The organism is Clostridium sp. CF012 (assembly GCF_018861755.1).
GTDB lineage: Bacteria > Bacillota > Clostridia > Clostridiales > Clostridiaceae > Clostridium_AD.
On record NZ_JAHLEF010000043.1, the window covers coordinates 15,013 to 38,978 of the forward strand.

The 23,966-nt window shown below is 33.1% G+C and carries 26 protein-coding genes; 23 read left to right on the forward strand and 3 right to left on the reverse strand.

All coding sequences use genetic code 11. From position 1 onward, the window contains the following. Positions 1-47: 47 nt before the first annotated feature. The 10 genes from KPL50_RS23450 to cwlD all read left to right on the forward strand — a co-directional run bounded on the left by KPL50_RS23450 (position 48) and on the right by cwlD (position 8,511). The gene (locus tag KPL50_RS23450; protein ID WP_164959239.1) at positions 48-995 is read left to right on the forward strand and encodes a DNA-directed RNA polymerase subunit alpha; all 948 of its coding nucleotides are present in this window, start codon (positions 48-50) and stop codon (positions 993-995) included. A gap of 12 nt (positions 996-1,007) precedes the next feature. Further along, complete coding sequence (gene rplQ, locus KPL50_RS23455) at positions 1,008-1,349, forward strand: 50S ribosomal protein L17 (RefSeq protein ID WP_216300946.1); 342 nt, start codon at positions 1,008-1,010, stop codon at positions 1,347-1,349. Between the two features lie 80 nt (positions 1,350-1,429). Then, the gene (locus KPL50_RS23460; RefSeq protein WP_216300947.1) at positions 1,430-2,275 is read left to right on the forward strand and encodes an energy-coupling factor transporter ATPase; all 846 of its coding nucleotides are present in this window, start codon (positions 1,430-1,432) and stop codon (positions 2,273-2,275) included. Continuing rightward, positions 2,260-3,114 (forward strand): energy-coupling factor transporter ATPase, encoded by an 855-nt coding sequence (locus KPL50_RS23465; protein ID WP_216300948.1) that lies wholly within the window; start codon positions 2,260-2,262, stop codon positions 3,112-3,114. Before KPL50_RS23460 ends, KPL50_RS23465 begins: the two co-directional genes overlap by 16 nt. Positions 3,115-3,188: 74 nt before the next feature. Next, positions 3,189-3,986, forward strand: a complete 798-nt coding sequence (locus KPL50_RS23470) for an energy-coupling factor transporter transmembrane protein EcfT (protein ID WP_216300949.1) — start codon at positions 3,189-3,191, stop codon at positions 3,984-3,986. Between the two features lie 31 nt (positions 3,987-4,017). After that, positions 4,018-4,752 (forward strand): tRNA pseudouridine(38-40) synthase TruA, encoded by a 735-nt coding sequence (gene truA / locus KPL50_RS23475; protein WP_216300950.1) that lies wholly within the window; start codon positions 4,018-4,020, stop codon positions 4,750-4,752. 163 nt (positions 4,753-4,915) lie between these two features. Next, entirely contained in the window at positions 4,916-5,356 is a 441-nt protein-coding gene (gene rplM, locus KPL50_RS23480) for a 50S ribosomal protein L13 (RefSeq protein ID WP_216300951.1), read from the forward strand. A gap of 24 nt (positions 5,357-5,380) precedes the next feature. Further along, complete coding sequence (gene rpsI / locus KPL50_RS23485; RefSeq protein WP_125002924.1) at positions 5,381-5,773, forward strand: 30S ribosomal protein S9; 393 nt, start codon at positions 5,381-5,383, stop codon at positions 5,771-5,773. A gap of 263 nt (positions 5,774-6,036) precedes the next feature. After that, complete coding sequence (locus KPL50_RS23490) at positions 6,037-7,653, forward strand: Na/Pi cotransporter family protein (RefSeq protein WP_216300952.1); 1,617 nt, start codon at positions 6,037-6,039, stop codon at positions 7,651-7,653. A gap of 138 nt (positions 7,654-7,791) precedes the next feature. Further along, positions 7,792-8,511 (forward strand): N-acetylmuramoyl-L-alanine amidase CwlD, encoded by a 720-nt coding sequence (gene cwlD / locus KPL50_RS23495; protein WP_216300953.1) that lies wholly within the window; start codon positions 7,792-7,794, stop codon positions 8,509-8,511. A 98-nt stretch (positions 8,512-8,609) separates the two neighbouring features. Here cwlD and KPL50_RS23500 read toward each other — a convergent pair whose 3' ends face one another. After that, positions 8,610-9,389 (reverse strand): DUF3048 C-terminal domain-containing protein, encoded by a 780-nt coding sequence (locus KPL50_RS23500; protein ID WP_216300954.1) that lies wholly within the window; start codon positions 9,387-9,389, stop codon positions 8,610-8,612. Positions 9,390-9,637: 248 nt separating this feature from the next. Here KPL50_RS23500 and KPL50_RS23505 point away from each other — a divergent pair, with 248 nt between their 5' ends. The 13 genes from KPL50_RS23505 to citG all read left to right on the forward strand — a co-directional run bounded on the left by KPL50_RS23505 (position 9,638) and on the right by citG (position 22,301). Continuing rightward, entirely contained in the window at positions 9,638-10,621 is a 984-nt protein-coding gene (locus KPL50_RS23505) for a GntR family transcriptional regulator (protein ID WP_290443287.1), read from the forward strand. Between the two features lie 34 nt (positions 10,622-10,655). Beyond that, positions 10,656-11,069 carry a methylaspartate mutase subunit S gene (gene glmS / locus KPL50_RS23510; RefSeq protein ID WP_216300956.1) on the forward strand — a complete coding sequence of 138 codons (414 nt, stop codon included), beginning with the start codon at positions 10,656-10,658 and terminating at the stop codon, positions 11,067-11,069. Positions 11,070-11,129: 60 nt separating this feature from the next. Further along, positions 11,130-12,524 carry a methylaspartate mutase accessory protein GlmL gene (glmL, locus tag KPL50_RS23515; RefSeq protein WP_216300957.1) on the forward strand — a complete coding sequence of 465 codons (1,395 nt, stop codon included), beginning with the start codon at positions 11,130-11,132 and terminating at the stop codon, positions 12,522-12,524. A 19-nt stretch (positions 12,525-12,543) separates the two neighbouring features. After that, positions 12,544-14,001 (forward strand): methylaspartate mutase subunit E, encoded by a 1,458-nt coding sequence (locus tag KPL50_RS23520; protein ID WP_216300958.1) that lies wholly within the window; start codon positions 12,544-12,546, stop codon positions 13,999-14,001. Between the two features lie 51 nt (positions 14,002-14,052). After that, complete coding sequence (locus KPL50_RS23525) at positions 14,053-15,294, forward strand: methylaspartate ammonia-lyase (protein WP_216300959.1); 1,242 nt, start codon at positions 14,053-14,055, stop codon at positions 15,292-15,294. Positions 15,295-15,436: 142 nt separating this feature from the next. Continuing rightward, positions 15,437-16,279 (forward strand): fumarate hydratase, encoded by an 843-nt coding sequence (locus KPL50_RS23530; protein WP_216300960.1) that lies wholly within the window; start codon positions 15,437-15,439, stop codon positions 16,277-16,279. Between the two features lie 54 nt (positions 16,280-16,333). After that, a complete protein-coding gene (locus KPL50_RS23535) occupies positions 16,334-16,891 on the forward strand; it encodes a Fe-S-containing hydro-lyase (protein WP_216300961.1) in 558 nt (185 codons plus the stop codon). 31 nt (positions 16,892-16,922) lie between these two features. Beyond that, entirely contained in the window at positions 16,923-17,186 is a 264-nt protein-coding gene (citD, locus tag KPL50_RS23540) for a citrate lyase acyl carrier protein (protein ID WP_216300962.1), read from the forward strand. 12 nt (positions 17,187-17,198) lie between these two features. Beyond that, complete coding sequence (locus tag KPL50_RS23545; RefSeq protein ID WP_216300963.1) at positions 17,199-18,071, forward strand: CoA ester lyase; 873 nt, start codon at positions 17,199-17,201, stop codon at positions 18,069-18,071. A 62-nt stretch (positions 18,072-18,133) separates the two neighbouring features. Further along, on the forward strand, positions 18,134-19,672 hold the full coding sequence (citF, locus tag KPL50_RS23550) for a citrate lyase subunit alpha (protein ID WP_216300964.1): 1,539 nt from the start codon (positions 18,134-18,136) through the stop codon (positions 19,670-19,672). A 186-nt stretch (positions 19,673-19,858) separates the two neighbouring features. After that, the gene (citC, locus tag KPL50_RS23555; RefSeq protein ID WP_216300965.1) at positions 19,859-20,902 is read left to right on the forward strand and encodes a [citrate (pro-3S)-lyase] ligase; all 1,044 of its coding nucleotides are present in this window, start codon (positions 19,859-19,861) and stop codon (positions 20,900-20,902) included. A 6-nt stretch (positions 20,903-20,908) separates the two neighbouring features. Next, the gene (citX, locus tag KPL50_RS23560) at positions 20,909-21,421 is read left to right on the forward strand and encodes a citrate lyase holo-[acyl-carrier protein] synthase (protein WP_216300966.1); all 513 of its coding nucleotides are present in this window, start codon (positions 20,909-20,911) and stop codon (positions 21,419-21,421) included. After that, a complete protein-coding gene (gene citG, locus KPL50_RS23565) occupies positions 21,411-22,301 on the forward strand; it encodes a triphosphoribosyl-dephospho-CoA synthase CitG (RefSeq protein WP_216300967.1) in 891 nt (296 codons plus the stop codon). The genes citX and citG overlap by 11 nt, the downstream gene beginning before the upstream one ends. Positions 22,302-22,700: 399 nt before the next feature. On the opposite strand, the gene KPL50_RS23570 is transcribed toward citG, so the two are convergent. Both KPL50_RS23570 and KPL50_RS23575 read right to left on the reverse strand, forming a co-directional pair. Further along, on the reverse strand, positions 22,701-23,270 hold the full coding sequence (locus KPL50_RS23570) for a DUF2812 domain-containing protein (protein ID WP_216300968.1): 570 nt from the start codon (positions 23,268-23,270) through the stop codon (positions 22,701-22,703). Further along, the gene (locus KPL50_RS23575; RefSeq protein ID WP_216300969.1) at positions 23,257-23,577 is read right to left on the reverse strand and encodes a PadR family transcriptional regulator; all 321 of its coding nucleotides are present in this window, start codon (positions 23,575-23,577) and stop codon (positions 23,257-23,259) included. Before KPL50_RS23575 ends, KPL50_RS23570 begins: the two co-directional genes overlap by 14 nt. Positions 23,578-23,966 lie beyond the last annotated feature (389 nt).

Consider the following 23,966-nt stretch of genomic DNA (forward strand, 5'->3'; position numbering starts at 1 on the left):
AGTTGCCCTCATTATAAGTTGCCAATTAAAAAAGAGGAGGGTTTAGTATGTTAGAAATAGAAAAGCCAAAAATAGAATGTGTAGAAACTGCAGAAGATGATTCTTATGGGAAATTTATAATTGAACCATTAGAAAGAGGCTATGGTATAACACTAGGTAATGCATTAAGAAGGATTCTTCTTTCTTCATTACCTGGCGTTGCTACAAGTGCAGTTAAAATTGATACAGTACTTCATGAATTTTCCACAGTTAAAGGTGTTAAAGAAGATGTTACAGAATTAATTCTGAACATCAAAAGCTTAGCATTAAAAATGAATGGAGAGGGTCCTAGAACTGTTTATATTGATGCTAAGGGACCTGGAGTAGTTACTGGAGCAGACATTAAAACTGATGGAGATATAGAAGTTGTTAATGACGATTTACATATTGCAACACTAGATGATGGTGCTAAACTATATATGGAACTAACTGTTAACAAAGGTAGAGGATATGTGTCTCAGGCTAAAAATAAGACAGATGAATTACCGATAGCTACTATACCAGTAGATTCAATATATACTCCAGTGAAGAGAGTGAATTTTGCTGTAGAGAACACTCGAGTAGGTCAGATTACTGATTATGATAAATTAACTATTGAAATATGGACTAATGGAACCATTAGACCAGATGAAGCTATTGGTTTATCAGCTAAAATACTTATCGAGCACTTTAAGTTATTTATGACATTAACAGATCATGCTGATAATGTTGAAATAATGGTTGAAAAAGAAGAAGATAAGAAAGAAAAAGTTCTTGAAATGACTATTGAAGAATTAGACCTTTCTGTTAGAAGTTATAATTGTTTAAAAAGAGCTGGAATTAATACAGTTCAAGAATTAACAGAGAGATCAATGGATGATATGATGAAGGTCAGGAATTTAGGTAAAAAATCACTTGAAGAAGTTGAACAAAAGCTTCAAGCACTGAGCTTGAACTTGAAGCTAAGTGAAGAGTAAGGAGGTAAACACATGGCAATGTATCGTAAATTAGGACGCTCAACTGATCAAAGAATTGCAATGTTTAGAAGTCTTGCAACTAATTTGTTGAAGTACGGAAAAATTGAAACTACTGTCACTAGAGCAAAAGAAACTAGAAAATTTGCTGAAAGAATGATAACTCTTGGAAAAAGAGGAGATCTTCATGCTAGAAGACAAGCACTTGCATTCATTACAGAAGAAAGCGTTGTTAAAGATTTATTTGACAATATTGCACCCAAGTATGCTGATAGAAACGGCGGATATACTAGAATAATGAAAATGGGTCCAAGAAGAGGCGACGCAGCAGAAATGAGTATAATAGAATTAGTATAGTTTGAACAAAGGGGATTAAGTTAAATCAAACTTAATCCCCATTTTCTTATAAATATTTATAAATATAGGGAGTGACACTTATGGGTGAAAAAATGGTTATATGTAATAATCTTGTTTACAAATACCCTCAAAGTGAAGATGAACAGCCTAAAATAGCCATAGATAAATTAAATTTAGAGGTTAATAAGGGTGAATTTTTAGTAGTACTCGGCCATAATGGCTCAGGAAAATCTACTTTTGCTAAACATATAAATGCTCTTTTAATACCTACTGAGGGTGAAGTCTATGTAGATGGGTTACTAACTTCCGAGGAAAGCAATTTATGGAATATTAGGAATGTGGCTGGAATGGTATTTCAAAATCCAGACAATCAAATTGTAGCCACCATCGTAGAAGAAGATGTAGCATTTGGTCCAGAAAACTTAGGTATAGATCCAAGTGAAATTAGAAAAAGAGTAGATGAATCATTAAAAAATGTCCAAATGTACGAGTATAAAAAACATGCTCCACACTTACTTTCTGGTGGTCAAAAACAAAGGGTAGCTATTGCTGGTATTCTTGCCATGAGGCCAAAGTGCATTGTATTTGATGAACCTACGGCTATGCTTGATCCATTTGGTAGAAAAGAAGTTATTAGAACTATAAAAGAAATAAACAAAAAATATGGTATAACAATAATCCTAATAACTCATAATATGGAAGAAGCGGTAGAAGCAGATAGAATCGTGGTTATGGATAATGGCAAAATTGTAATGAATGGAAAACCGAGAGAGATATTTAAGAATGTTTCCCTTATGAAAAAAATAGGTCTAGATGTTCCGCAGGTAACGGAACTGGCATATGAACTTAAACAAAATGGTATTAATATAGAATCAGATATATTAACTATAAATGAGATGGTGAATGCATTATGTCAATTAAAATAGAAAATTTAACACATATATATATGCCAAAGACTCCTTTTGAAAAAAAAGCTATAGATGATGTATCTTTAGAAATAAAGCAAGGAGAATTTGTTGCACTAATTGGGCACACAGGCTCAGGAAAATCAACACTAATACAACATATAAATGGACTTTTAAAACCCACATCAGGGAGTCTATACATTGACGACATAGATATAACAGTGAAAAAAGCAAAATTGACAAACATAAGAAAAAAAGTTGGTCTAGTATTTCAATATCCTGAATATCAACTTTTTGAAGAAACTATTGAAAAAGACATTGCTTTTGGACCACAAAATCTAGGTCTGGATAATGATGAGATAAATAAAAGGGTTCGGAGAGCAATGAGAATTGTTGGACTGGACTATGAGCAGTATAAAGATAAATCACCTTTTGAAATAAGTGGCGGTCAAAAGAGAAGAGTAGCAATAGCCGGGGTAGTGGCTATGGAACCAAAGGTCTTAATTCTAGATGAACCAACAGCGGGACTTGATCCAAAAGGAAGAGACGATATTTTAAGTAAAATTGTTGAGCTCTACAAAGAGAATGATATGACCATAATACTCGTATCTCACAGTATGGAAGACGTTGCGAAAGTTGCAAATAGAATTGTAGTAATGGATAGTGGAAAGTGCATTTTAGATGGAACCCCAGAGAAAATATTTAGGGAAATAGAAATATTAGAAAGTGTAGGACTTGCTGTACCACAGGTAACATACTTAATTAGGGAGCTTCGTAATAAGGGGTTTAATATATCTGAGGATATATTCACTATAGAAAAAGCTAAACAAGAATTGCTTAAATTATTTAAAAGGAATTAGTATAATTTTTTTGTTTAATAAGATAAATGTATAACAGTAATGTGTGATTCTTGCAACACATTGGAGGAATTTGTATGATCAAAGATATTACAATAGGTCAATATATACCAGGGGAGTCTTTTGTACATAAATTAGATCCAAGATTAAAGATATTAATATCTCTACTATTTATTGTTGATCTATTTTTAGTAAATAATTTTAAAGGCTATTTATTTGTAGTTATATTTATTTTAACCACTGTATTAATAGCTAATTTGTCATTTAAGTATATTTACAATGGAATAAAGCCAATTTTAATATTATTGCTTATTACAGCAGTGTTAAACATTTTTATGACTACTGGAAAAGAATTACTCTGGCACTGGGGGTTTATAAGTGTATATAAAGAAGGCTTAATAATTGCAGCCTTTATGATAATTAGGCTAGTGTTTTTAATAATGGGAACATCAATACTAACCCTTACAACCTCTCCAATAGAGTTAACTGATGGCATAGAAAATCTGCTAAAGCCCTTTAAAAAAATAGGAGTACCAGCTCATGAACTGGCAATGATGATGACTATTGCATTAAGATTCATACCTACCCTTATGGATGAGACTGATAAAATCATGAAAGCACAAATGGCAAGAGGTGCAGATTTTGAGTCTGGAAATTTGATAAGTAGGGCTAAAAGTTTAATTCCTATTTTAGTACCACTGTTTATAAGTTCGTTTAGACGGGCTGATGAACTCGCAATGGCTATGGAATCAAGATGTTATAAAGGTGGAGAAGGTAGAACTAGGATGAAGCAACTAATGATAACAAAAAAAGATTATATTGCAAGCTTTGCTTTTGCATTGCTATTTGTTATTACTATAGCTTTCAGAACATAATGTTCTTGTGCAAAGAAAAGGACGTGAAGCGGTGAGAAATATAAAGCTTCTAATAGAATATGATGGAACAAATTATGCAGGATGGCAAAGGCAAAAGAATATAATGACTATTCAGGAAAAAGTAGAGAGTGCTATTGAAAAGATTACAGGTGAAAAAGCTCAAATTACTGGCTCTAGTAGAACAGATACTGGAGTGCATGCAAGAGGGTATACAGGAAACTTTTATACTAATAGTAAAATATCTGTGGAAAAGTTCGCAGGGGCTATTAATAGTAAACTACCCTTAGATATTGTAATTTTACATTGCTTTGAGGTTCCTTTTGAGTTTCATTCAAGGTATAATAGTACTGGGAAGATGTATAGTTATACTATACTTAATAGGTATGAAGCTGCTGCTGTAGGTCGCAATTATATCTATCATCACAAACAAGTACTAGATGTAGAGGCTATGAAAGTAGCTGCTGAGTATTTTATAGGTACCCATGACTTTTCTGCATTTAAAAATTTAGGTAGTTCTGTAAAAACTTCTGTGAGAACGATCACAAAGCTAGATATCACAAAGAATGAAGATATCATAAAAATATATATTGCAGCTGATGGGTTCCTTTATAATATGGTAAGAATAATAGTGGGAGCACTAGTTCGTGTTGGAGAAGGTAAGATTAAACCCAATGAAATAAAAAATATAATCCTATCAAAGCAGCGATCAAAGGCTGGAAAATCCGTTCCACCCGGTGGATTATGCTTAGAAGAAGTTTTTTATTAAAATAAAACTCTAATAATTGCAATATCTTGTGTAAAAACATTGACACACCCGGTAGAATGTATTATACTTATTAATGTTTGTATATATTATCGTGTAATAAGATCCACTAGCCCCGGATCTTTAGCATAGAAATTAATTGTTAAAAGTTCAGGGAGGGAAAATAATGAAATCAAAATCATTCATAGCAAAACCACTAGAAGTAGAAAGAAAATGGTTCGTTGTCGACGTAGAAGGAAAAGTTTTAGGAAGAGCAGCTAGCCAAATAGCTTCAATATTAAGAGGAAAACATAAACCAACATTTACACCACATGTGGATACTGGTGACTTTGTAATTGTAATAAATGCTGATAAGATCGTTTTAACTGGTAAGAAATTAGACCAAAAAATGTTAAGACATCACTCTTTTTATCCAGGTGGATTAAAAGAAGTTCCATATAGAGTAGCATTAGTTAAAAAACCTGAGTTTATTTTTGAAGAGGCAGTAAGAAGAATGCTTCCAAAGGGACCACTAGGTCGTCAAACAGCTAAAAAAATGACTGTTTACAGAGGACCAGAACATAAGAACCAGGCACAGAATCCAGAAACATTAGTGCTTAAATACTAATCAGGTTAGGAGGGAGTAAATATAATGGCAAAAGTTCAATATATAGGAACAGGAAGAAGAAAGAAATCAGTTGCGAGAGTTAGACTTATACCTGGAGAAGGTAAAATTGTTATAAATAAAAGAGCAATAGAAAATTATTTCGGATTAGAAACTTTAATGCTTATAGTTAACCAACCACTAGTGTTAACTGGAACTAAAGATAAATTCGATATATTAGTTAATGTACACGGTGGTGGATATACAGGTCAAGCCGGTGCAATAAGACATGGTATTTCAAGATCACTTCTTAAAGCTGATGAAACTTTAAGACCTGAACTTAAAAAAGCAGGATTTTTAACAAGAGATCCAAGAATGAAAGAAAGAAAGAAATACGGTCTTAAAAAAGCAAGAAAAGCATCTCAGTTCTCAAAGAGATAATATTTTTGTACATAAGAGGGAATATACACTTAGTAAAGGTGTATATTCCCTTTTTTTATTTTATAAAAATTTATAAAGTTATTAACTTAATATAATATATCAATATAATGGAAAAGTAAATACTCATTATGTTATGTTTGTGTTAAGTTTATTAAAGTCTATGTTAAATATAGTACAAAATACATAACATATAGCTTAACTTATAGTATTATTTAGATGAATGATTAAAGTACTTATAATAAGTTTAAATATGGAGGGATTTTATGAATGCAGTAAATATGTTTATAGGGCTTTTTGGAGGACTAGGGTTATTCCTGTATGGAATGAAGATGATGGGAGATGGACTGGCAAATACTTCCGGTGAAAAACTTAAAAAGATATTTGAAAAAATCACATCGAATCCCATTAAAGGAGTGGCAACAGGGGCTGCTATAACGGCAGTTATTCAAAGCAGCAGTGCTACTACAGTAATGGTAGTAGGTTTTGTAAATGCAGGCCTTATGAACTTATATCAAGCAGCAGCAGTAATTATGGGAGCTAATATTGGAACTACTGTAACGGCGCAGCTAATTGCATTTAACCTTGATAATATAATACCGATATTTTTAGGAATAGGTTCGCTAACAATAATATTTTCTAAGGGTAAGAAAAGTAGAGAAATAGGTAATATAATATTAGGACTTGGTATTCTCTTTTTAGGAATGCAATTAATGAAGGACACTATGTCTCCACTAGCTGAGTCGCCAGCTTTTGCAACTTTAATAATGAAGCTCGAAGGAAATACTATCTTAGGGATTTTAACCGGTGCACTAATGACTGCTGTAATCCAAAGTTCCTCCGCATCCACTGGCATTATAGTAGTATTAGCTTCTACAGGAGCGCTACCACTGGCAGTAGCAGTTCCAATTTTATTTGGTAATAATATAGGTACATGTATAACAGCACTATTATCAAGCATAGGAACTTCAAAAACAGCAAAAAAAGCAGCCTTAATACATCTATTCTTTAACATATTTGGTACTTTGATTTTTATACCATTAATAAATCCACTAATAAGCCTTGTGCAAGGTATATCGCCAGGTGGAACTATAGATATAAAAAGACAAATTGCAAATGCCCACACTATATTTAACATAACAAATACAATAATTATGGTACCATTTATAAAATATCTTGTTTTACTCGTTAATAAAATAATACCTGGAGAAGATGAAGTTCAAACAATGGGTGTTAAGTATATAGATGACAGGTTACTAGAGACACCGGTAATTGCAGTTGGTCAAACTACAAAAGAGGTTGTTAGAATGGCAAATCTCGCAAAAGAGAATGTACAACTTGCTATGGACTGTTTTATTAACAATAATGAAAGTAGTATAAAAACTGTTTATGGAAATGAAAAATTAATAAATTTACTGGAGGACGAAATTACATCATATTTAGTAAAGCTTTCCTCAGCAGAATTATCCGAGCACCAAACTAAAATAGTAACGTCTATGTTTAATGTAGTAAATGATATAGAGCGTATTGGAGATCATGCCGAGAATTTGGCAGATATAACTAGTGAAAAGATCCAAAAGAATTTGAATTTCTCCAGAGAAGCGCTACATGAGTTAGATGGAATGTATAAATACATAGTGCATGCCTTAGAGATTAGTATTGAAAGTTTTGAAAATAATGATATTCTAAAGGCAGAATCTATTATGGAAATAGAAAATAGAATTGACAGCTTAGAAAAAGAACTAAGGTTATCACATATAAGAAGATTAAATACTGGGACTTGCGGTGCTACAGTTGGAACCATGTTTTTAGATATGATTAGTAATTTTGAAAGAATCGGAGATCATGCAACCAATATTGCCGAAGTAGTAATAAAAAAATAAGAATGTAAAAAGAGAAGCATCTGCCAGAATTTTTGGTGGGTGTTTTTTGTCTATATACTAAGTAGTATAGAAATAATACTAAATAGGCTACAAGGCGAATAAAATAAATGGTAGTAATATATAAAAAGGGTGGGTGCATTGAAATACGGAAACAATAAATTAATAGCTACTGTAATAGTAATCATTGTAGCGATGGGAAGCTTTATAGTAGTAAATTTAAGCTTTGTTAAACAAACTATGAATAATGAAAGATTACAAATAGGGAGTAAAAAAATACTCATTGATGCCGGCCATGGGGGAATGGATGGTGGAACAAGTTCTAAAAATGGTACTGTGGAAAAAAACATTAATTTAAGTATAGCAACAAAGCTTAAAGATAACTTGCAAAAAATAGGTTATGAGGTAGTTATGACAAGAGAAGAGGATGCAGGACTTTACTCAAGCAGTGGAACTATAAGAGCAAGATACACTGAAGATTTGAAAAAAAGATGTGATTTAAAGAAATCTAGTAATTGCGATATGTTTATTAGTATTCATTTAAATTATTTTACCCAGAGCAAATATTCTGGAGCACAGGTATGGTACTCGGATTATAAAGATAGTGCAACTTTTGCTGGTACAGTCCAGAAAAATCTTAGGATAGATTTAGATCCCAGTAATAAAAGAGTGCAAAAGCCTGCTAAAACTGCTTATAAGATATTAAGAGAGAATGACACTATGCCAAGTGTTTTAGTAGAATGTGGGTTTTTATCAAACTATGAAGAGGAGCAAAAATTAAAGTCTAATGAATATCAAGATAAAATTGCAAATTCTATAAGTAAATCTATAAGTGAGTTTTTTATCAGTATGTACCAATAGTAAATAAATAATATAAAGTAAAAAGACATATTATCCTAGTAATATGTCTTTTTAGTTCCAATTGGACTTTATAGATAGTGCCAATTTATATTTAATTGTTAATCATAGGCCACTGAAGAGTCCTTGTCAATAAAAATCCACCAGGTAGTTCCGGGCATTAGTGAAACCTCCTTCCCATTTTCATCACTAATCTTTATTGGGGAGTTACCTTTTCTACTCCATTTAATATCTTGAGCTATTCCAGCGCAAAAAAGCAACCCAGATCCCTGGTTTTCAGAGGAGGTTAAGGTTTCCTCGTTAGTAATATTACCATGAATAAATTGTATGACAATATTAGAAAGCACTACGGGAGAATCAGTGTCTTTGTCAATCTGTAGGCCTCTATAGTGATGGTATTCTCCATTTTGATATAAAAAATTTGAAGATGAACCTTCATTGAAAGTCACGAAAATATTTGTAGCGTTCCTACCTTTAATGTCACCTATGGCAATATTATCAGAAAAATTAAATTTTGGAAGATATGAATTAGAGTATTCTTTTAGGTTAACGGCCCCACTAATGTTTTTGGCTGCCTCTTGGTTAAATATAGCCTTATAAGTTATTCCAGAAGAGTTACTAAGGAACTCAAGAACCACATCCGCACTACTAAGCCCTATAAGTGGAGCACCCTTACTAGCATTATTATAAGTTGCAATTTTCGAAGATTTTTCAAGGTTTGGATTGTAAATTCTTTCCCCAGTATATTTTGATATGTTTACTTGATCATGCACATAAACATAAGAAATATGTGTGATAATTCTATATATAAATATTGAAAGAATTAATATTAAAATTGTGCTTAAAAGATATATAACAATAGAAAAGTGTTTCTTTATCAAAAGGGGCCCCCTTAGTATTTGTATATACTATTTTAATAGTATTATTTAAAGAATATAACCATAAACATGAAAACCTTATCAATTCTATTGGAAATAGTATTAAACGTAAGGCTAAGGTAGATAAGTGGGGTTAAGTTCTCCATATCACCAAAAACAACACTAAATGGTAATAATACAATGATTGAAATGGACTAGTCCACATGGTATTATAAACATGGTAGTGGATTAGTCCATTAATCCAATATGCTTTGGGAGGGATTTTTATTAACATCGAGATAAACAAAAAAAATGGAGTACCGCTTTATATTCAAGTTAAAAATCAGATCATGGATGAAATAAAAAAAGGATCTCTCAAGGTTGGAACAAAAATGCCTACAGAAAGAGAATTATCTCAGCGAATAAATGTAAGCAGAAATACTATAAGCACTGCATATAATGACTTGGAACAAGATGGGGCATTGAAATCCTATCAAGGTAAGGGAACTTTTGTAGTGGAGGAAGCTATATCTTGGGAAAGCCTAGATATAAGAAAAAAAATAATGAAATTCGTTGATTTAGGACTAGAGGAAGCTTTGGAAATTGGAATGAAACCAGAAGAATTTTTAGACATAGTAAATCAAAGAGTAAATGAAAAAAAACAAATAATGGATAAAATCGTAGCAGTATATGTAGAGTGCAATATTGAACAAGCTAAAATGTTTAGTAGTCAACTTAGTAAAAATAGCAATATGAATGTAATGAATTTAACAATAAATGAGTTGCAAAAGATGGACAAGGAGACTAAAGAAAAGATTGAAGCAGCTGAGTTTATAATAACCACCTTTAATCATATTAATGAAGTTACGAATTTAACTAAGGGACTTAATAAGGAGATTTTGGGAGTTGCTATAACTCCAAATTTAGAACCAATAGTTAAGATTGCTAGATATGCTGCAGATACAAAGTTTGGATTTATATGTATCTCTGAAGAATTTATGTTCAAAATAAAAGGAGCTTTAGAAAAGGCCGGATTATCTGAAGTTGATATTACATACTCCAATACCACGGATAGTAATGAACTTTTGAATATAATGCAAAAATCAGATGTTATGATAGTATCCCCAGGTAGATATAAAGATGTTAAAAGTGAAAATTTCAGCAATAAGGAAATAATACAATTTCTATATAGTCTAGATGATGGCTCAGTAAAAGCGCTTAGATCAAAGATTATTGAAATAAAGTTCAAAAAATAATGTTATAAAAAATTATTTAGGAGGCTTTTAAAAAATGGAAAAAAAGACTTTAATTCTAGGAGTAATAGGGTCAGATTGTCACGCTGTTGGTAATAAAATTTTAGACTATGCACTTACAGAGGCTGGGTTTAATGTTATTAACATAGGAGTGCTTTCTCCACAAGAAGATTTTATAAATGCAGCTGTTGAAACTAATGCAGATGTGATAATAGTATCTTCTCTATACGGACATGGAGAAATCGATTGCAGAGGCATGAGAGAGAAATGTGATGAAGCAGGCTTAAATGATATATTGCTATTTGTAGGTGGAAACATAGTTGTAGGAAAGCAAAATTGGGATGACGTTCACAGTAGATTTACAGCTATGGGGTTTAACAAGGTATATCCACCAGGAACATCACTAGAAACAACAATATATGACTTAAAAGAAGCATTAGGTCTATTATAGAATAGATGCGCCTGTTCTAGAATAGGCAGGACTATTATAAAATCAATAGGAGTGATATAAGTGGATGCATATTTACTTGTAGATTTTGGAAGTACATACACTAAACTGACTGTTGTAGATATAGAAAAAGAAGAAATAATTGCTACAGCCAAAGACATAACAACAATTGAAGACAACATAATGATAGGCTATGACAAAGCTTATTTAAAAATAGAACATATAATAAAAGAAAAAAATGTTAATTTTATTAATAAGTTAGCATGCTCCTCAGCTGCAGGAGGTCTTAAGATGATAGCTATTGGACTGGTACCAGATTTAACGGCAGAAGCTGCAAAAAGAGCAGCCCTTGGAGCTGGAGCTAGAGTATTAAAAGTATACAGCTATGAATTAACACTTACTGAAATAGAAGAAATTAAAAATTCAGACTTAGATATAATACTTCTTGCAGGTGGAACTGATGGTGGTAACAAGGCATGCATAGTTCACAATGCAAAAATGTTAGCTGAAAATGAAGTTAAATTACCAATAGTAGTAGCTGGAAATAAAGTTGCAAGCGATGAAATAAGAGATATATTCACAAAGGCAAAAATGTATTTTACTATTACGAGTAATGTAATGCCACAGTTAAGTAAACTAAATGTAGAACCCGCTAGAGAAGAAATTAGAAAAGTATTTATGGAAAAAATAATTGATGCTAAGGGTCTTAGCAATGCAGAAGATTTAGTAAGTGGTATTTTAATGCCAACACCAGCAGCTGTGCTAAAGGCTGCAAGGATACTAAGTGAAGGCAGTGATGAAGAAAGTGGACTGGGAGACTTAATAGTTATTGATATTGGTGGAGCAACCACAGATGTACATTCTATAGCAGATGGAGAACCTACAAAGTCAGGGGTTACCACACGTGGCCTAGAAGAACCATTTGCTAAAAGAACTGTTGAAGGTGATCTTGGTATGAGATATTCTGCAGTTTCACTAAGGGAAGCGGCTGGTAGCAGAAAATTAAGAAAGTATCTAGGGGACACAGATCGAAAAATTGATATTGATGCAAATTGTAAATATAGAATAGAACATATAAAGATGGTGCCTATGACTAAGGAAGAAATAGATTTTGATGAGGCTATGGCTAAAGTAGCCACAGAGCTATCATTAGAAAGACATGTAGGTACTATTGAACACACACTTACACCTATGGGAGCAATGTATACTCAAATAGGAAAGGATCTTATGGAAGTAAAGTATATGATAGGTACAGGTGGAGTATTAATACACAGCAAAAATCCACAAGATATTTTAAGTGCAGGAGCTTTTAGTGCAGAAAACCCAACGTATTTAAAGCCGCGTCATGCGTCATATTTACTCGATAAAACTTATATATTATCGGCTATGGGGTTATTGTCGGAGGATTATCCAGATAAAGCGGTTAGAATCATGAAAAAATATTTAGTGCAAGTATAATTATTAGGAGGGAATTTTAGTGGAATTAAGAAATAAAAAATGGACAAATGAAGAGTTCTTTGAGATTAGAAAAGAAGTATTAAGCCAATGGCCAACAGGCAGCGAAGTGGATTTAAAAGAAGCTATAGAATATAATAAGCAAATTCCTGATCACAAAAATTTTGCGAAAAAATTAATTAAAGCTAAAGAAGAAGGTATAACACTAGCACAACCCAGAGCCGGTGTTGCATTAATAGACAAGCATATCGAACTTCTAAACTTTTTAGAGACAGAAGGTGGAGCAGATTTACTACCATCAACAATAGATAGTTATACAAGACAAAATAGATATGATGAATGTGAAATAGGAATAAAGGATAGTATAAGTGAAGGAAGATCTCTATTAAACGGATTTCCAGGTGTTAATCATGGAGTCAAAGGCTGTAGACAAGTTTTCGAAGCAGTAAATAACCCACTGGAATCAAGACACGGAACTCCAGATGGAAGACTCCTCGCTGAAATAACCCATGCTTCTGGTTGGACTTCAAATGAAGGCGGCGGCATTTCCTATAATATTCCATACGCTAAAAATGCAACACTTGGAAAAACAATTTTAGATTGGCAGTATTGCGATAGGCTTGTTGGTTTTTATGAAGAACAAGGAATTTCAATAAATAGGGAACCTTTTGGACCATTAACAGGAACATTAGTACCACCTAGTACCTCTAATGCAATTGCAATAATAGAAAGCTTGCTTGCAGCAGAACAAGGAGTTAAAAACCTTACAGTTGGATATGGTCAGTGTGGAAATTTAATACAAGATGTAGCAGCTATAAGAGCATTAGAAGAGCAATGCGATGAATATTTAAAAGCAGCTGGATATAAAGATATATACTTAACAACGGTTTTACATCAATGGATGGGAGGCTTCCCTGCAGATGAAGCACAAGCTTTCGGAGTTATATCTACAGGAGCTGCCACAGCTGCACTTGCAGGTGCAACAAAAGTAATAGTTAAAACCCCTCATGAAGCTATAGGAATCCCTACTAAAGAAGCTAATGCTATGGGCATAAGGGCTACAAAGATGACATTAAACTTATTAAAAGGTCAAAGATTGCCTATGTCTCAGGAATTGAAAACAGAAATAGAAGTAATAAAAGCTGAAACAAAGTGCATGATAGACAAGATATATGAAATCGGAAAAGGTGACCTAGCTATAGGATCAGTTAAAGGCTTTGCTATGGGAATCATTGATGTTCCATTTGCACCAAGTAAATTTAATGCTGGTAAAATGATGCCTGCAAGAGATAATAATGGAGCAATAAGATACCTAAAATTCGGGAATATTCCATTTACACAGGATTTAATAAATTTCAATATGAAAAAACTTGAAGACAGAGCGAAATTTGAAAATAGAGATGTAAGCTTCCAAATGACAATAGATGATATATTCGCAGTAGGAAAAGGCGTACTTATTGGAAGACCAGAGAAAAAATAAATGTATATATTAAAATTGCATTAAAAAATTATAGAAGGATAGGTGTATATTATGAAAATTATTGATGTATTATGTTCAACAGGAAGAACAGGATTTTATTTTGACGACCAAAGAGCTATAAAAAAAGGTGCGCAGCATGACGGCTTTACATATGTAGGTGAACCAGTGACAGAAGGATTTACATCTATTAGACAAGCAGGAGAATCAATATCAGTAATGCTTATACTTGAAGATGGCCAAGTAGCTTACGGAGATTGTGCAGCAGTACAATATTCTGGAGCAGGCGGACGTGACCCGTTATTCCTTGCAAAAGATTTTATACCAATTATAGAAAGTGAAATAGCACCAAAATTAATAGGTAGAGAACTCACAAACTTTAAAAGCCTGGCAGAAGAGTTTGACCACATGCTAGTTAACGGTAAAAGACTTCATACAGCAATAAGATATGGAATAACTCAAGCTATTCTAGATGCTGTAGCAAAAGCTAAAAAAGTAACTATGGCAGAAATTGTACGTGATGAATATAAAACTGGAGTAGATATTAAGAGAATAGCTATTTTCACACAATCAGGTGATGATAGATACAATAGCTCAGATAAAATGATAATAAAAGGTGCAGACGTAATGCCTCACGCACTAATAAACAATGTAGAAGAAAAATTAGGACTTAAGGGTGAAAAATTACTTGCTTATGTGGAGTGGTTAAGTGCTAGAGTATTAAAATTAAGAACTGATAAAAACTATAATCCAATATTCCACATAGATGTATATGGAACAATCGGAGTTGCGTTCAACAACGATACAAAAGCTATGGCTGATTATTTAGCAACACTAGAACTTGCTGCAAAGCCATTCGCCTTGAGAATTGAAGGACCAATGGATGTTGAGCATAGAGAAAGACAAATGGAAGCATTAAGAGATTTAACAACAGAATTAGATAATAGAAAGATTAATGTAGAACTTGTTGCGGATGAATGGTGTAATACTTATGAAGACGTAGTATTATTTGCAGATAATAAAGCAGGACATATGCTTCAAATAAAAACACCAGATTTAGGTGGAGTTAATAACATAATTGAAGCTATATTATATTGCAAAAAACAAGGACGTGGAGCATACTGTGGTGGAACATGTAATGAAACTAACAGATCTGCAGAAGTGTGTACAAACATAGCTATGGGTTGTGGAGCAGATCAATGCTTAGCAAAACCAGGTATGGGTGTAGATGAAGGATATATGATAGTTAATAACGAAATGAATAGAGTTGTAGCTCTAGTTAATAGAAAAAAATAAGAAAAACAATTAATTTGGGATGATAAGTATCCTTTTGAAGAATACTTATAGAGGCGGTTTATTTAAACTGCCTTTTCCCATATTTAAAAAACAATTCTAACGATATTTCAGCTTCGAAGAAGATGATTAAAAGGAGGATGCAATGAAAGAAATAAATGTATCTGAAATAACAAAAACAATAAAAAAATTATGTATAGATGCTAATTACTATCTTTCTGATGATATTAGAAACCAATTAAAAAAGGCTAGAGAAAAGGAAACTTGGGATATAGCTAAAGGTGTTTTAGATAAGATTTTAATAAATGCAGATATAGCTAAAAATGAAAAAATGCCAATGTGTCAAGACACAGGTATGACTTGTGTATTTATAGAGCTTGGCCAAGAGGTTCATATAGTAGGTGGAAGCCTTGAGGAAGCTATTAATAAGGGCGTAGCAGCAGGATATGAAGAGGGCTTTTTAAGAAAGTCAGTAGTTAAAGATGCAATTAACAGAGTAAATACAAAAGATAACACTCCAGCGGTTATATATTATGATATAGTACCCGGAGATAAATTAAAAATAACTGTAGCTCCAAAGGGGTTTGGTTCAGAAAACATGAGTCAAATTAAAATGTTAAAACCTTCAGATGGGCTCCAAGGGGTTAAGGAATTTATCTTAAAAGTAGTAAAAGAAGCTGGTCCTAATCCATGTCCACCTATAGTTGTAGGGGTAGGCATAGGCGGGACGTTTGATAAGGCGGCGAACCTTGCTAAAAGAGCAGCAGTTAGACCAACAGAGCAGGCAAACTCAGATTCTTTCTATGCAGATCTTGAAGAAGAGCTTACACAGGAAATAAATAAGCTAGGTATAGGACCTCAAGGTTTTGGTGGAAGAACTACAGCCTTAGCTGTTAATATTGAAACTTATCCAACTCATATAGCAGGGCTACCAGTGGCAGTAAATATAAATTGTCATGCTGCAAGACATGCAGAAGCTGAGCTTTAAAGGTATTGTAGTGCCATTTGTATGATATAAATAGGATAAGGGGAGGAGAATGTTATGGAAAAAAGAATAACTACGCCACTTACAAAAGATGTGATTAACGATTTAAAAGCAGGAGACAGTGTGCTATTATCTGGCGTAATATATACAGCTAGAGATGCAGCGCATAAAAGACTAGTTGACCTTATAGATAAGGGAGAAAAGCTCCCAATAGATGTTAAGGATGCAGTTATATATTATGTTGGACCAACTCCAGCAAAGCCCGGAATGGCCCTTGGATCAGCGGGACCTACTACAAGCTATAGAATGGATGCATATGCTCCAAAGCTTCTTGAGAAAGGCCTAAAAGGGATGATAGGTAAGGGTCTCAGATCTCAAGAGGTTGTAGACTCTATGATTAAAAATGGTGCTGTATATTTTGCAGCCATTGGTGGAGCGGGAGCACTAATAGGTAAATGTGTAAAGAAGGCAGAAATAGTTACCTATGAGGATTTAGGCTCTGAAGCTATAAGAAGACTTGAAGTAGAGGACTTACCTATAGTCGTTGTAATAGACAGTAAGGGTAACAATCTATACGAGCAAGGACAAAATGCTTATTTAGAAAGTGTAAAATAAAATTAACTTAAAGTTTGTGTGAGGTGATACTATGGAAATCAATAAACCAGCCAAAGCGGGTACAATGGAATCTAACGATATATATGTAATGATTATGCCAAACCCTAAGGGCGGTATTGAAATAAATCTTCAAAGTATTGTTATGAAACAATTTGGAGAAGAAATAGAAAGTGTAATACAAGATACTCTTGTGGAACTTGGAGTTAAAAATATTATAGTAAATGCTCAAGATAAAGGGGCATTAAACTATACAATAAAAGCTAGAATAGAAACGGCTATAAAAAGAGCGGAGTAAGAGGTGATTTGTATGAAAAGGTTGAGAAGAACTATGCTTTTTATGCCAGGAAATAATCCAGGTATGCTTCAGAATGCAGGAATTTTAGGTGCTGACTCAATTATATTAGACTTAGAGGATGCTGTTAGTCTAACAGAAAAAGACAGTGCTAGAATTCTGGTAAGCGAAGCAATAAAAAATGTAGATTATAGTAATGTAGAACTCGTAGTAAGGGTAAACCCAATTACTACAGAATTTGCACTAAAGGATATTGATGTAATTGCAAGAGTAAAACCGGATGCACTTATGATACCGAAAGCTACAGAAGAAGAACTTAAAACTATAGATGAGATGCTTATAAAAATAGAGGCGGAAGAAGGTTTTGAGGTGGGAAGTATAAAATTAATTCCCATAGTAGAAACAGCTTATGGACTTCAAAATGTTTATAATATAATAAAAGCTTGTGACAGAATAGTTGCTATTTTACTTGGAGGAGAAGATTTAACTTCAGATTTAGGAATAAAAAGAACTAAAGAAGGAGAAGAAATCTTCTATGCAAGAAATCAAGTAGCAATTGCCTGTAGGACGATGAAGGTGGATTCTATAGATACTCCATTTACAGATACCAGTGATTTTGAAGGCTTAGAAAAAGACACAAGGAAAGCTAAAAGCTTAGGACTTACAGGGAAAGCTGCAATAAGCCCAAAACATATTGATACTATTCATTCTGTGTATGCTCCAACGTTAGATGAAATAAAATATGCTAAAAGAGTTTTAGAAGCTATGGAAGAAGCAGAAAGTGAAGGAAAAGGAGTATTTTCCTTAGACGGAAAAATGGTAGATGCTCCAGTTATAAATAGAGCTAAAAACACAGTAGAACTAGCAAAGCTTTTAGGCCTTATATAAAAATATGGTTAAAAGCTTTTCGAAAATTTACTTTAGTGGATTAGTTAATTGAGGTGATAATAATGAAGAATATATTAGGGAGAGAAATACCTGAATATATAGAAGGCTATGGGAAAGTAGTTCCTTTTGAAGGTGCATTTAAACATGTTGGTATTAAAACAAAAAAAGAAGTAAAAGTAAACCCAGTAACTCCCAATGAAGAAAAAGTTTTAAATAGTATAGAGGAAGTTTTAGATAAGGTTGAACTTAAAGATGGCATGACTATTTCTTTTCACCATCATTTGAGAAATGGCGACTACGTACTAAATTTAGTTGTAGCAGCCATTGCAAGTCGTGGTATAGTGAATATTACTGTTGCAGTAAGCTCTATTTTCCCAAATCATTCCCCGTTAATTGAGCACATTAAAAATGGTGTAGTTACAAAAATAGTGACTAACTATATGTCAGGTCCTGTGGCACAAGAAATTTCCAGAGGGATATTAAAAACACCAGTGATAATGCATACTCATGGTGGACGTGCTAGAGCAATAGAAAGTGGAGATTTACATATAGATGTAGCTTTCATTGCAGCCCCTACAGCAGACACTTATGGAAACGTTAATGGATTATATGGCGCATCAGCTTGTGGAGCGCTAGGCTATGCGATATCCGATGCGGAGTGTGCTGATAGGGTAGTGGCAATAACTGATAATTTGGTTCCTTATCCAGCTTGTCCTATAGAAATTAGTCAAATATATGTAGACTATGTTTTAAAGGTAGATTCTATTGGTGATCCAGCTGGAATAGTATCTGGAACGACACAAATAACTAATGACCCAGTAGGACTTAAAATAGCTAAAATGGCCAGTGATGTTATGGTTGCAACAGGCCTTGTTAAAGACGAAATGTCATTTCAGACAGGTGCAGGTGGGATTTCACTGGCTGTAGCTGCAGAATTAAGAAAGTATATGAAACTGCACGGTATAGTTGGAAGTTTCGCCTCAGGTGGAATAACTGGATATATTGTAGATATGTTTAAAGAAGGGTTATTTAGATCCTTATTTGATGTACAATGCTTTGATTTGCAGGCAGTACAATCCTATGTTAGTACGCATAAACATCAAAGGATGTCAGCTTCCATGTACGGAAATCCAGATAACAAAGGCGCAGTTGTAAACAACCTAGACATAGTTATCTTAGGTGCTACAGAAATAGACACAAACTTTAATGTTAATGTAACCACTGGTTCAGATGGTGCCATCATGGGTGGCTCTGGTGGTCATAGTGATACAGCAGCAGGAGCGAAACTTACAATAATTGTTACGCAATTAATGAAGGCAAGGCTTCCAATTATAAAAGATAAGGTAACTACAATAACTACTCCAGGGGAGTGCATTGATGTTATTGTAACAGAAAGAGGAATAGCGGTTAATCCAAAAAGAATGGATATAATTGAAAAATTAAAGAAAACTAATCTTCCTATAATGACAATTGAAGAGCTTAAAGCAATAGCTGAGAAAATGACGGGTAAACCAAAGGCAATTGTGGTAACAGATCAAATAGTTGCAGTTATAGAATATAGAGATGGCTCCGTAATAGATGTGGTTAGAAAACCACTATAAATCATAAAATAAAGCTGGAAATGATAATTTTCAGCTTTATTTTATTTGTTTTAAGCTGCCTTATTAAGTGAAAAAATAGCTCAATGGTGAAACTATATATTGGCTTTTATAACGCAATAAATATATAATAGATTGTAGTGAAAATATATATTAAAGTGAATTATAAGATTTACAAGGAGGACTTTTATGTACGGATTTAACGTGGAGAGAATTAATCTAAAAGATGAAGATGCAGTAAAGGAAGTAAGTGACTTTTTACAAACCTTTCAACTATTACTTGATGATAACGTGGATTATACTATAGTTATTAGGCAAAATGGAGAGATTAAAGCCACTTGCTCTAAGTCTAAAAATGTATTTAAATGTTTCGCAGTTTCAGATGATTTAAGAGGAACCGGGGTATCAGCTATACTTATGGGAGCAGTGGCTGACAAACTTTTCGAACAAGGTATTTATCATAGTTTTATATTTACTAAGGTAGCCAACATAGATATATTCACTTCCCTTGGGTATAAACTTATACACAAAATAGAAAATGTAGCTCTTCTTGAGAGTGGAATATATGATATAAAAAAATATTTAGAGGATATTCAAGTGGAATATAATATAGATGGAGTTTCAAGCAAGTCTGCAATAGTTATGAATTGCAATCCTTTCACTTTGGGGCATAGATATTTGATAGAAGAGGCCGCAAGGCAATCGACAGAGGTACTGGTATTTATAGTTGAAGAAGATAAATCTTCATTCCCATTTATTAATAGATATAATATGGTCAAAGAGGGCGTCTCCCATTTACATAATGTACGGGTTATTAAAGGTGGGGAATATATCATATCAGAGGCTACCTTCCCAACATATTTCTTAAGAAGAAAAGATGAAATACTAAAGGCATATACAACCTTAGATGCATCGATTTTCGGAAGATATTTTTGTAAAACCCTAAATATAACTAAAAGGTTTATAGGAGAAGAGCCCTATTGCCAAGTTACAAACGCTTATAATGACGCTTTAAAAGACATTCTCCCTAACTATGGAGTAGAAGTTGTAGAGGTAAAAAGAAAGGCTCTTATGGGGGATATTATAAGTGCTTCAAAGGTTAGAAAATTAATTTTGGAAGGTAAAATAGCAGATATTCAGAATATAGTTCCTAGTTCAACCTGGGAATTTTTAAATACTGTAGTAGGAAAGGAGATAATGGGACGGATTAAGGTTAGCGATGCGCCCCATTAACATGGTATGTATACAGCGGAAGACATATTGCTAAGTAGAGAAAAAAGAATTGAGTTTCAAGAAAAACTAATTCAAAAATATAAGATGCCCATACTAGTTGTAAGAGTCAACTATCCAGGTCTTAACAAAGATAATCGTTTTTCACAAGAAATAACCCTAATTATAGAGCAAATGGTTAGCGAAATTTTTTCTTATGCTATTCAGTATAAAATAATGACCACAACTGCAGAAGGTCCCATTGTTATTATGTCTATAAACAAAGGTGCAAAAGATATTAAATCAACTACACTTGATATAGAAGATAAGCACCTTTTAGGAAGATGTGTAGACGTAGATGTATATGATGAAAAGGGTAGAGGTATAAGTCGAGAAGAGTTTGGATTAGGTATGAGGAAATGTTATATTTGTGATGACATAGCTCATAATTGTGTAAGAAGTAAAAAACACACTTTCGATGAAGTCGAGGGATTCATTAAAAGAAAATTTGCTGAATATATGGAGAAATTTTATGGAAAATAAATATTTAATATCAAGTGAAGCTTTTGTTATAGCATCCTATGCAATTGAAGCAATGCTATGTGAGGTGGCCGCGTACCCATCACCTGGGCTAGTGTCATCCATATCAAAAGGAGCTCATATAGATATGGATCACTATTCTTTTATTAAAAGCACCTCTATTCTAAATAAGTATATGGTGTTATTTGCACAGCAGGGTTACTCAAAGAAAACCCCTAAAGAAATATTTGTAGCTATTCGAAATATAGGAATAGAAGCTGAGAATGAAATGTTTAAAGGTACCAATGGGGTTAACACTCATAAAGGTATGATTTTTCTTCTAGGTATAAGCTGCGCGGCCGTGACCAAAGCCATGTATGATAAGAAAAATTTTGAGGGCATTCAAGATATAATAAAACAAATGACTAAAGGTATTGTTCATAATGAATTATGCTATATGGATAAAGACAAAGTCAAAAGCTATGGAGAAAAATTATTTCTAAAATATAATGTAGAAGGAATAAGAGGGCAAGTAGAGAGAGGTATTCCCCTAGTATTTGATTACTCTCTTCAAGTATATAAAGAAAATAAAACTCTGAAATTAAACGACAGGTTAATACACACTCTCATATCCATTATGCAATTTTGTGAGGATTCTAATGTTCTTCACAGACATTCAATGGAAACACTAGGCGAGGTAAAGCAAAAGGCAAAACATATAATTTCTTTAGGTGGAATGACTACGGAAATTGGGAAAGCATCAATAGCAGCCTTGGACGGCGAATTTATAAAACGCAACATAAGCCCAGGGGGATCTGCAGATCTGCTAGCTGTTACTGTATTCTTTAATTCTGTAGAGGAGTATTTTAACGACATTTCAGAAGGAAAGCCCCCCAATTCTTAAGTGGGAATTACAGCTATAACAAAGAAAAAACTTCAGTAGGAGTATAAATCTCCTTTTGTAGTCGTCAAATTGCAGCATCGCAGGTGATAATTTAATACTTAACAACAAGTGTGCGTGATTTTTGTGGATAAACTAGTTTTAAAAATTAAATTGTGGATAACTTCATAAAATCAATAATAAAATGTGATTAATTGAAAAAAATGTCTTCATGGACATTCAAGGATTGTAATCACTTATAGAATCGTATAAAAAAGCCTCTACATTACTTTTAAATATAGAGGCTTTTTTATGCGATTAAGTTGGACTAAAAGAAGATTACGAACTATCTTACATTTACAGATAGTAAGACAGTCTTAATTATTCACTGTATTGTTGTCTTGTTAGTGAGATCTAGAAATTCTACTTTTCTTTTAACATAAAATATTGGCGATATGCTTTCAAGTAGCTAATTCCAGAAAAAACACACATAATTAATGGAAGGAGTTTAATAATGACAAACGGTGTTTCAAATAAAAACGCTTTCCAGAACAGTGAGCGTTCCATATCCCAAAGTCCTTTTGTTCCATATAAACTTGAATCTTTGTATATCATAAAGCTAATCACCAAAAGCATAACTGTTAATGATAGTGAATAGTTCATTAATCGCTTATAATGATAAATATTTGATTCACGGTCAGAAAAAATATCCTCATGACCATCAGCTAACTTTTGCCAATATTGAATGCTGCCAAATCTTGAGCCTTTTATATGGTTCCATCCGTAATCTTCATATATTGTTTTGTATTCTTCAAATTTTTCTACTGGCATGTAATTTTGATAATCCAATCGTGTAACATAGTCTTCGCTAGTATTTTTAAATGTATATACTCCTAATCCGCTAATATTTGAGCAGTGATAACCCATTTGTAATTGCTTATTCAACCATTTCTCTTCCTCAATAATATTGAAAAACTGTTTAACTTTCTTCATCTAACTCCCTCCTTTCATATAGGGATATAATATTGAGTAATCTTTCTCGCTCAATTTTCAAAATTTCTATTCCTTCATCTGTAATTTTATAAACCTTTCTTCTATCAGTTCCCCCAACCACTGGCTCAATCCAACCGTGTTTGTTTAGATTTTCAATTGCACCATACAAAGTTCCAGCAGCTAATTTGACAGTACCTTTGCTCATTAGTTCAATCTTTTGCATAATTGCATAACCATGAAGTGGTTGACGCAAAGCTAATAAAATATAATGCATAGTTTCAGATAATGGTAACAGGTTATGTTTCATATTTTCACCTACTATTTAGTTTAACTTAATAGTATTATAATACAGTTCAACTGTATAGTCAAACTGAGTAATAAATTATATTCCTTGTTTATATATATTTTTTTATTTAATAATTCTTCGTAAACCAAAGCATTAGAATATCAATAACTAAATTTCAGTCTTTATTTTAATAAATTAGGATTTTGTTTATAAACCTTGTTAATCACAGCAATTGAATAGGTAGTGCACTTTTGCACTACCTAATTTTAATTGGAGATATGTGAAGAAAAGTACATGTTTGAGCGATAGTAAAATGTACCCTATAGAGTAGACGATTTAAAAAAACCTACGCTATAGGGTTTTTCTATGTATAATGGAATAAAGATTAGAGGTGGATAAATGAGCATTAA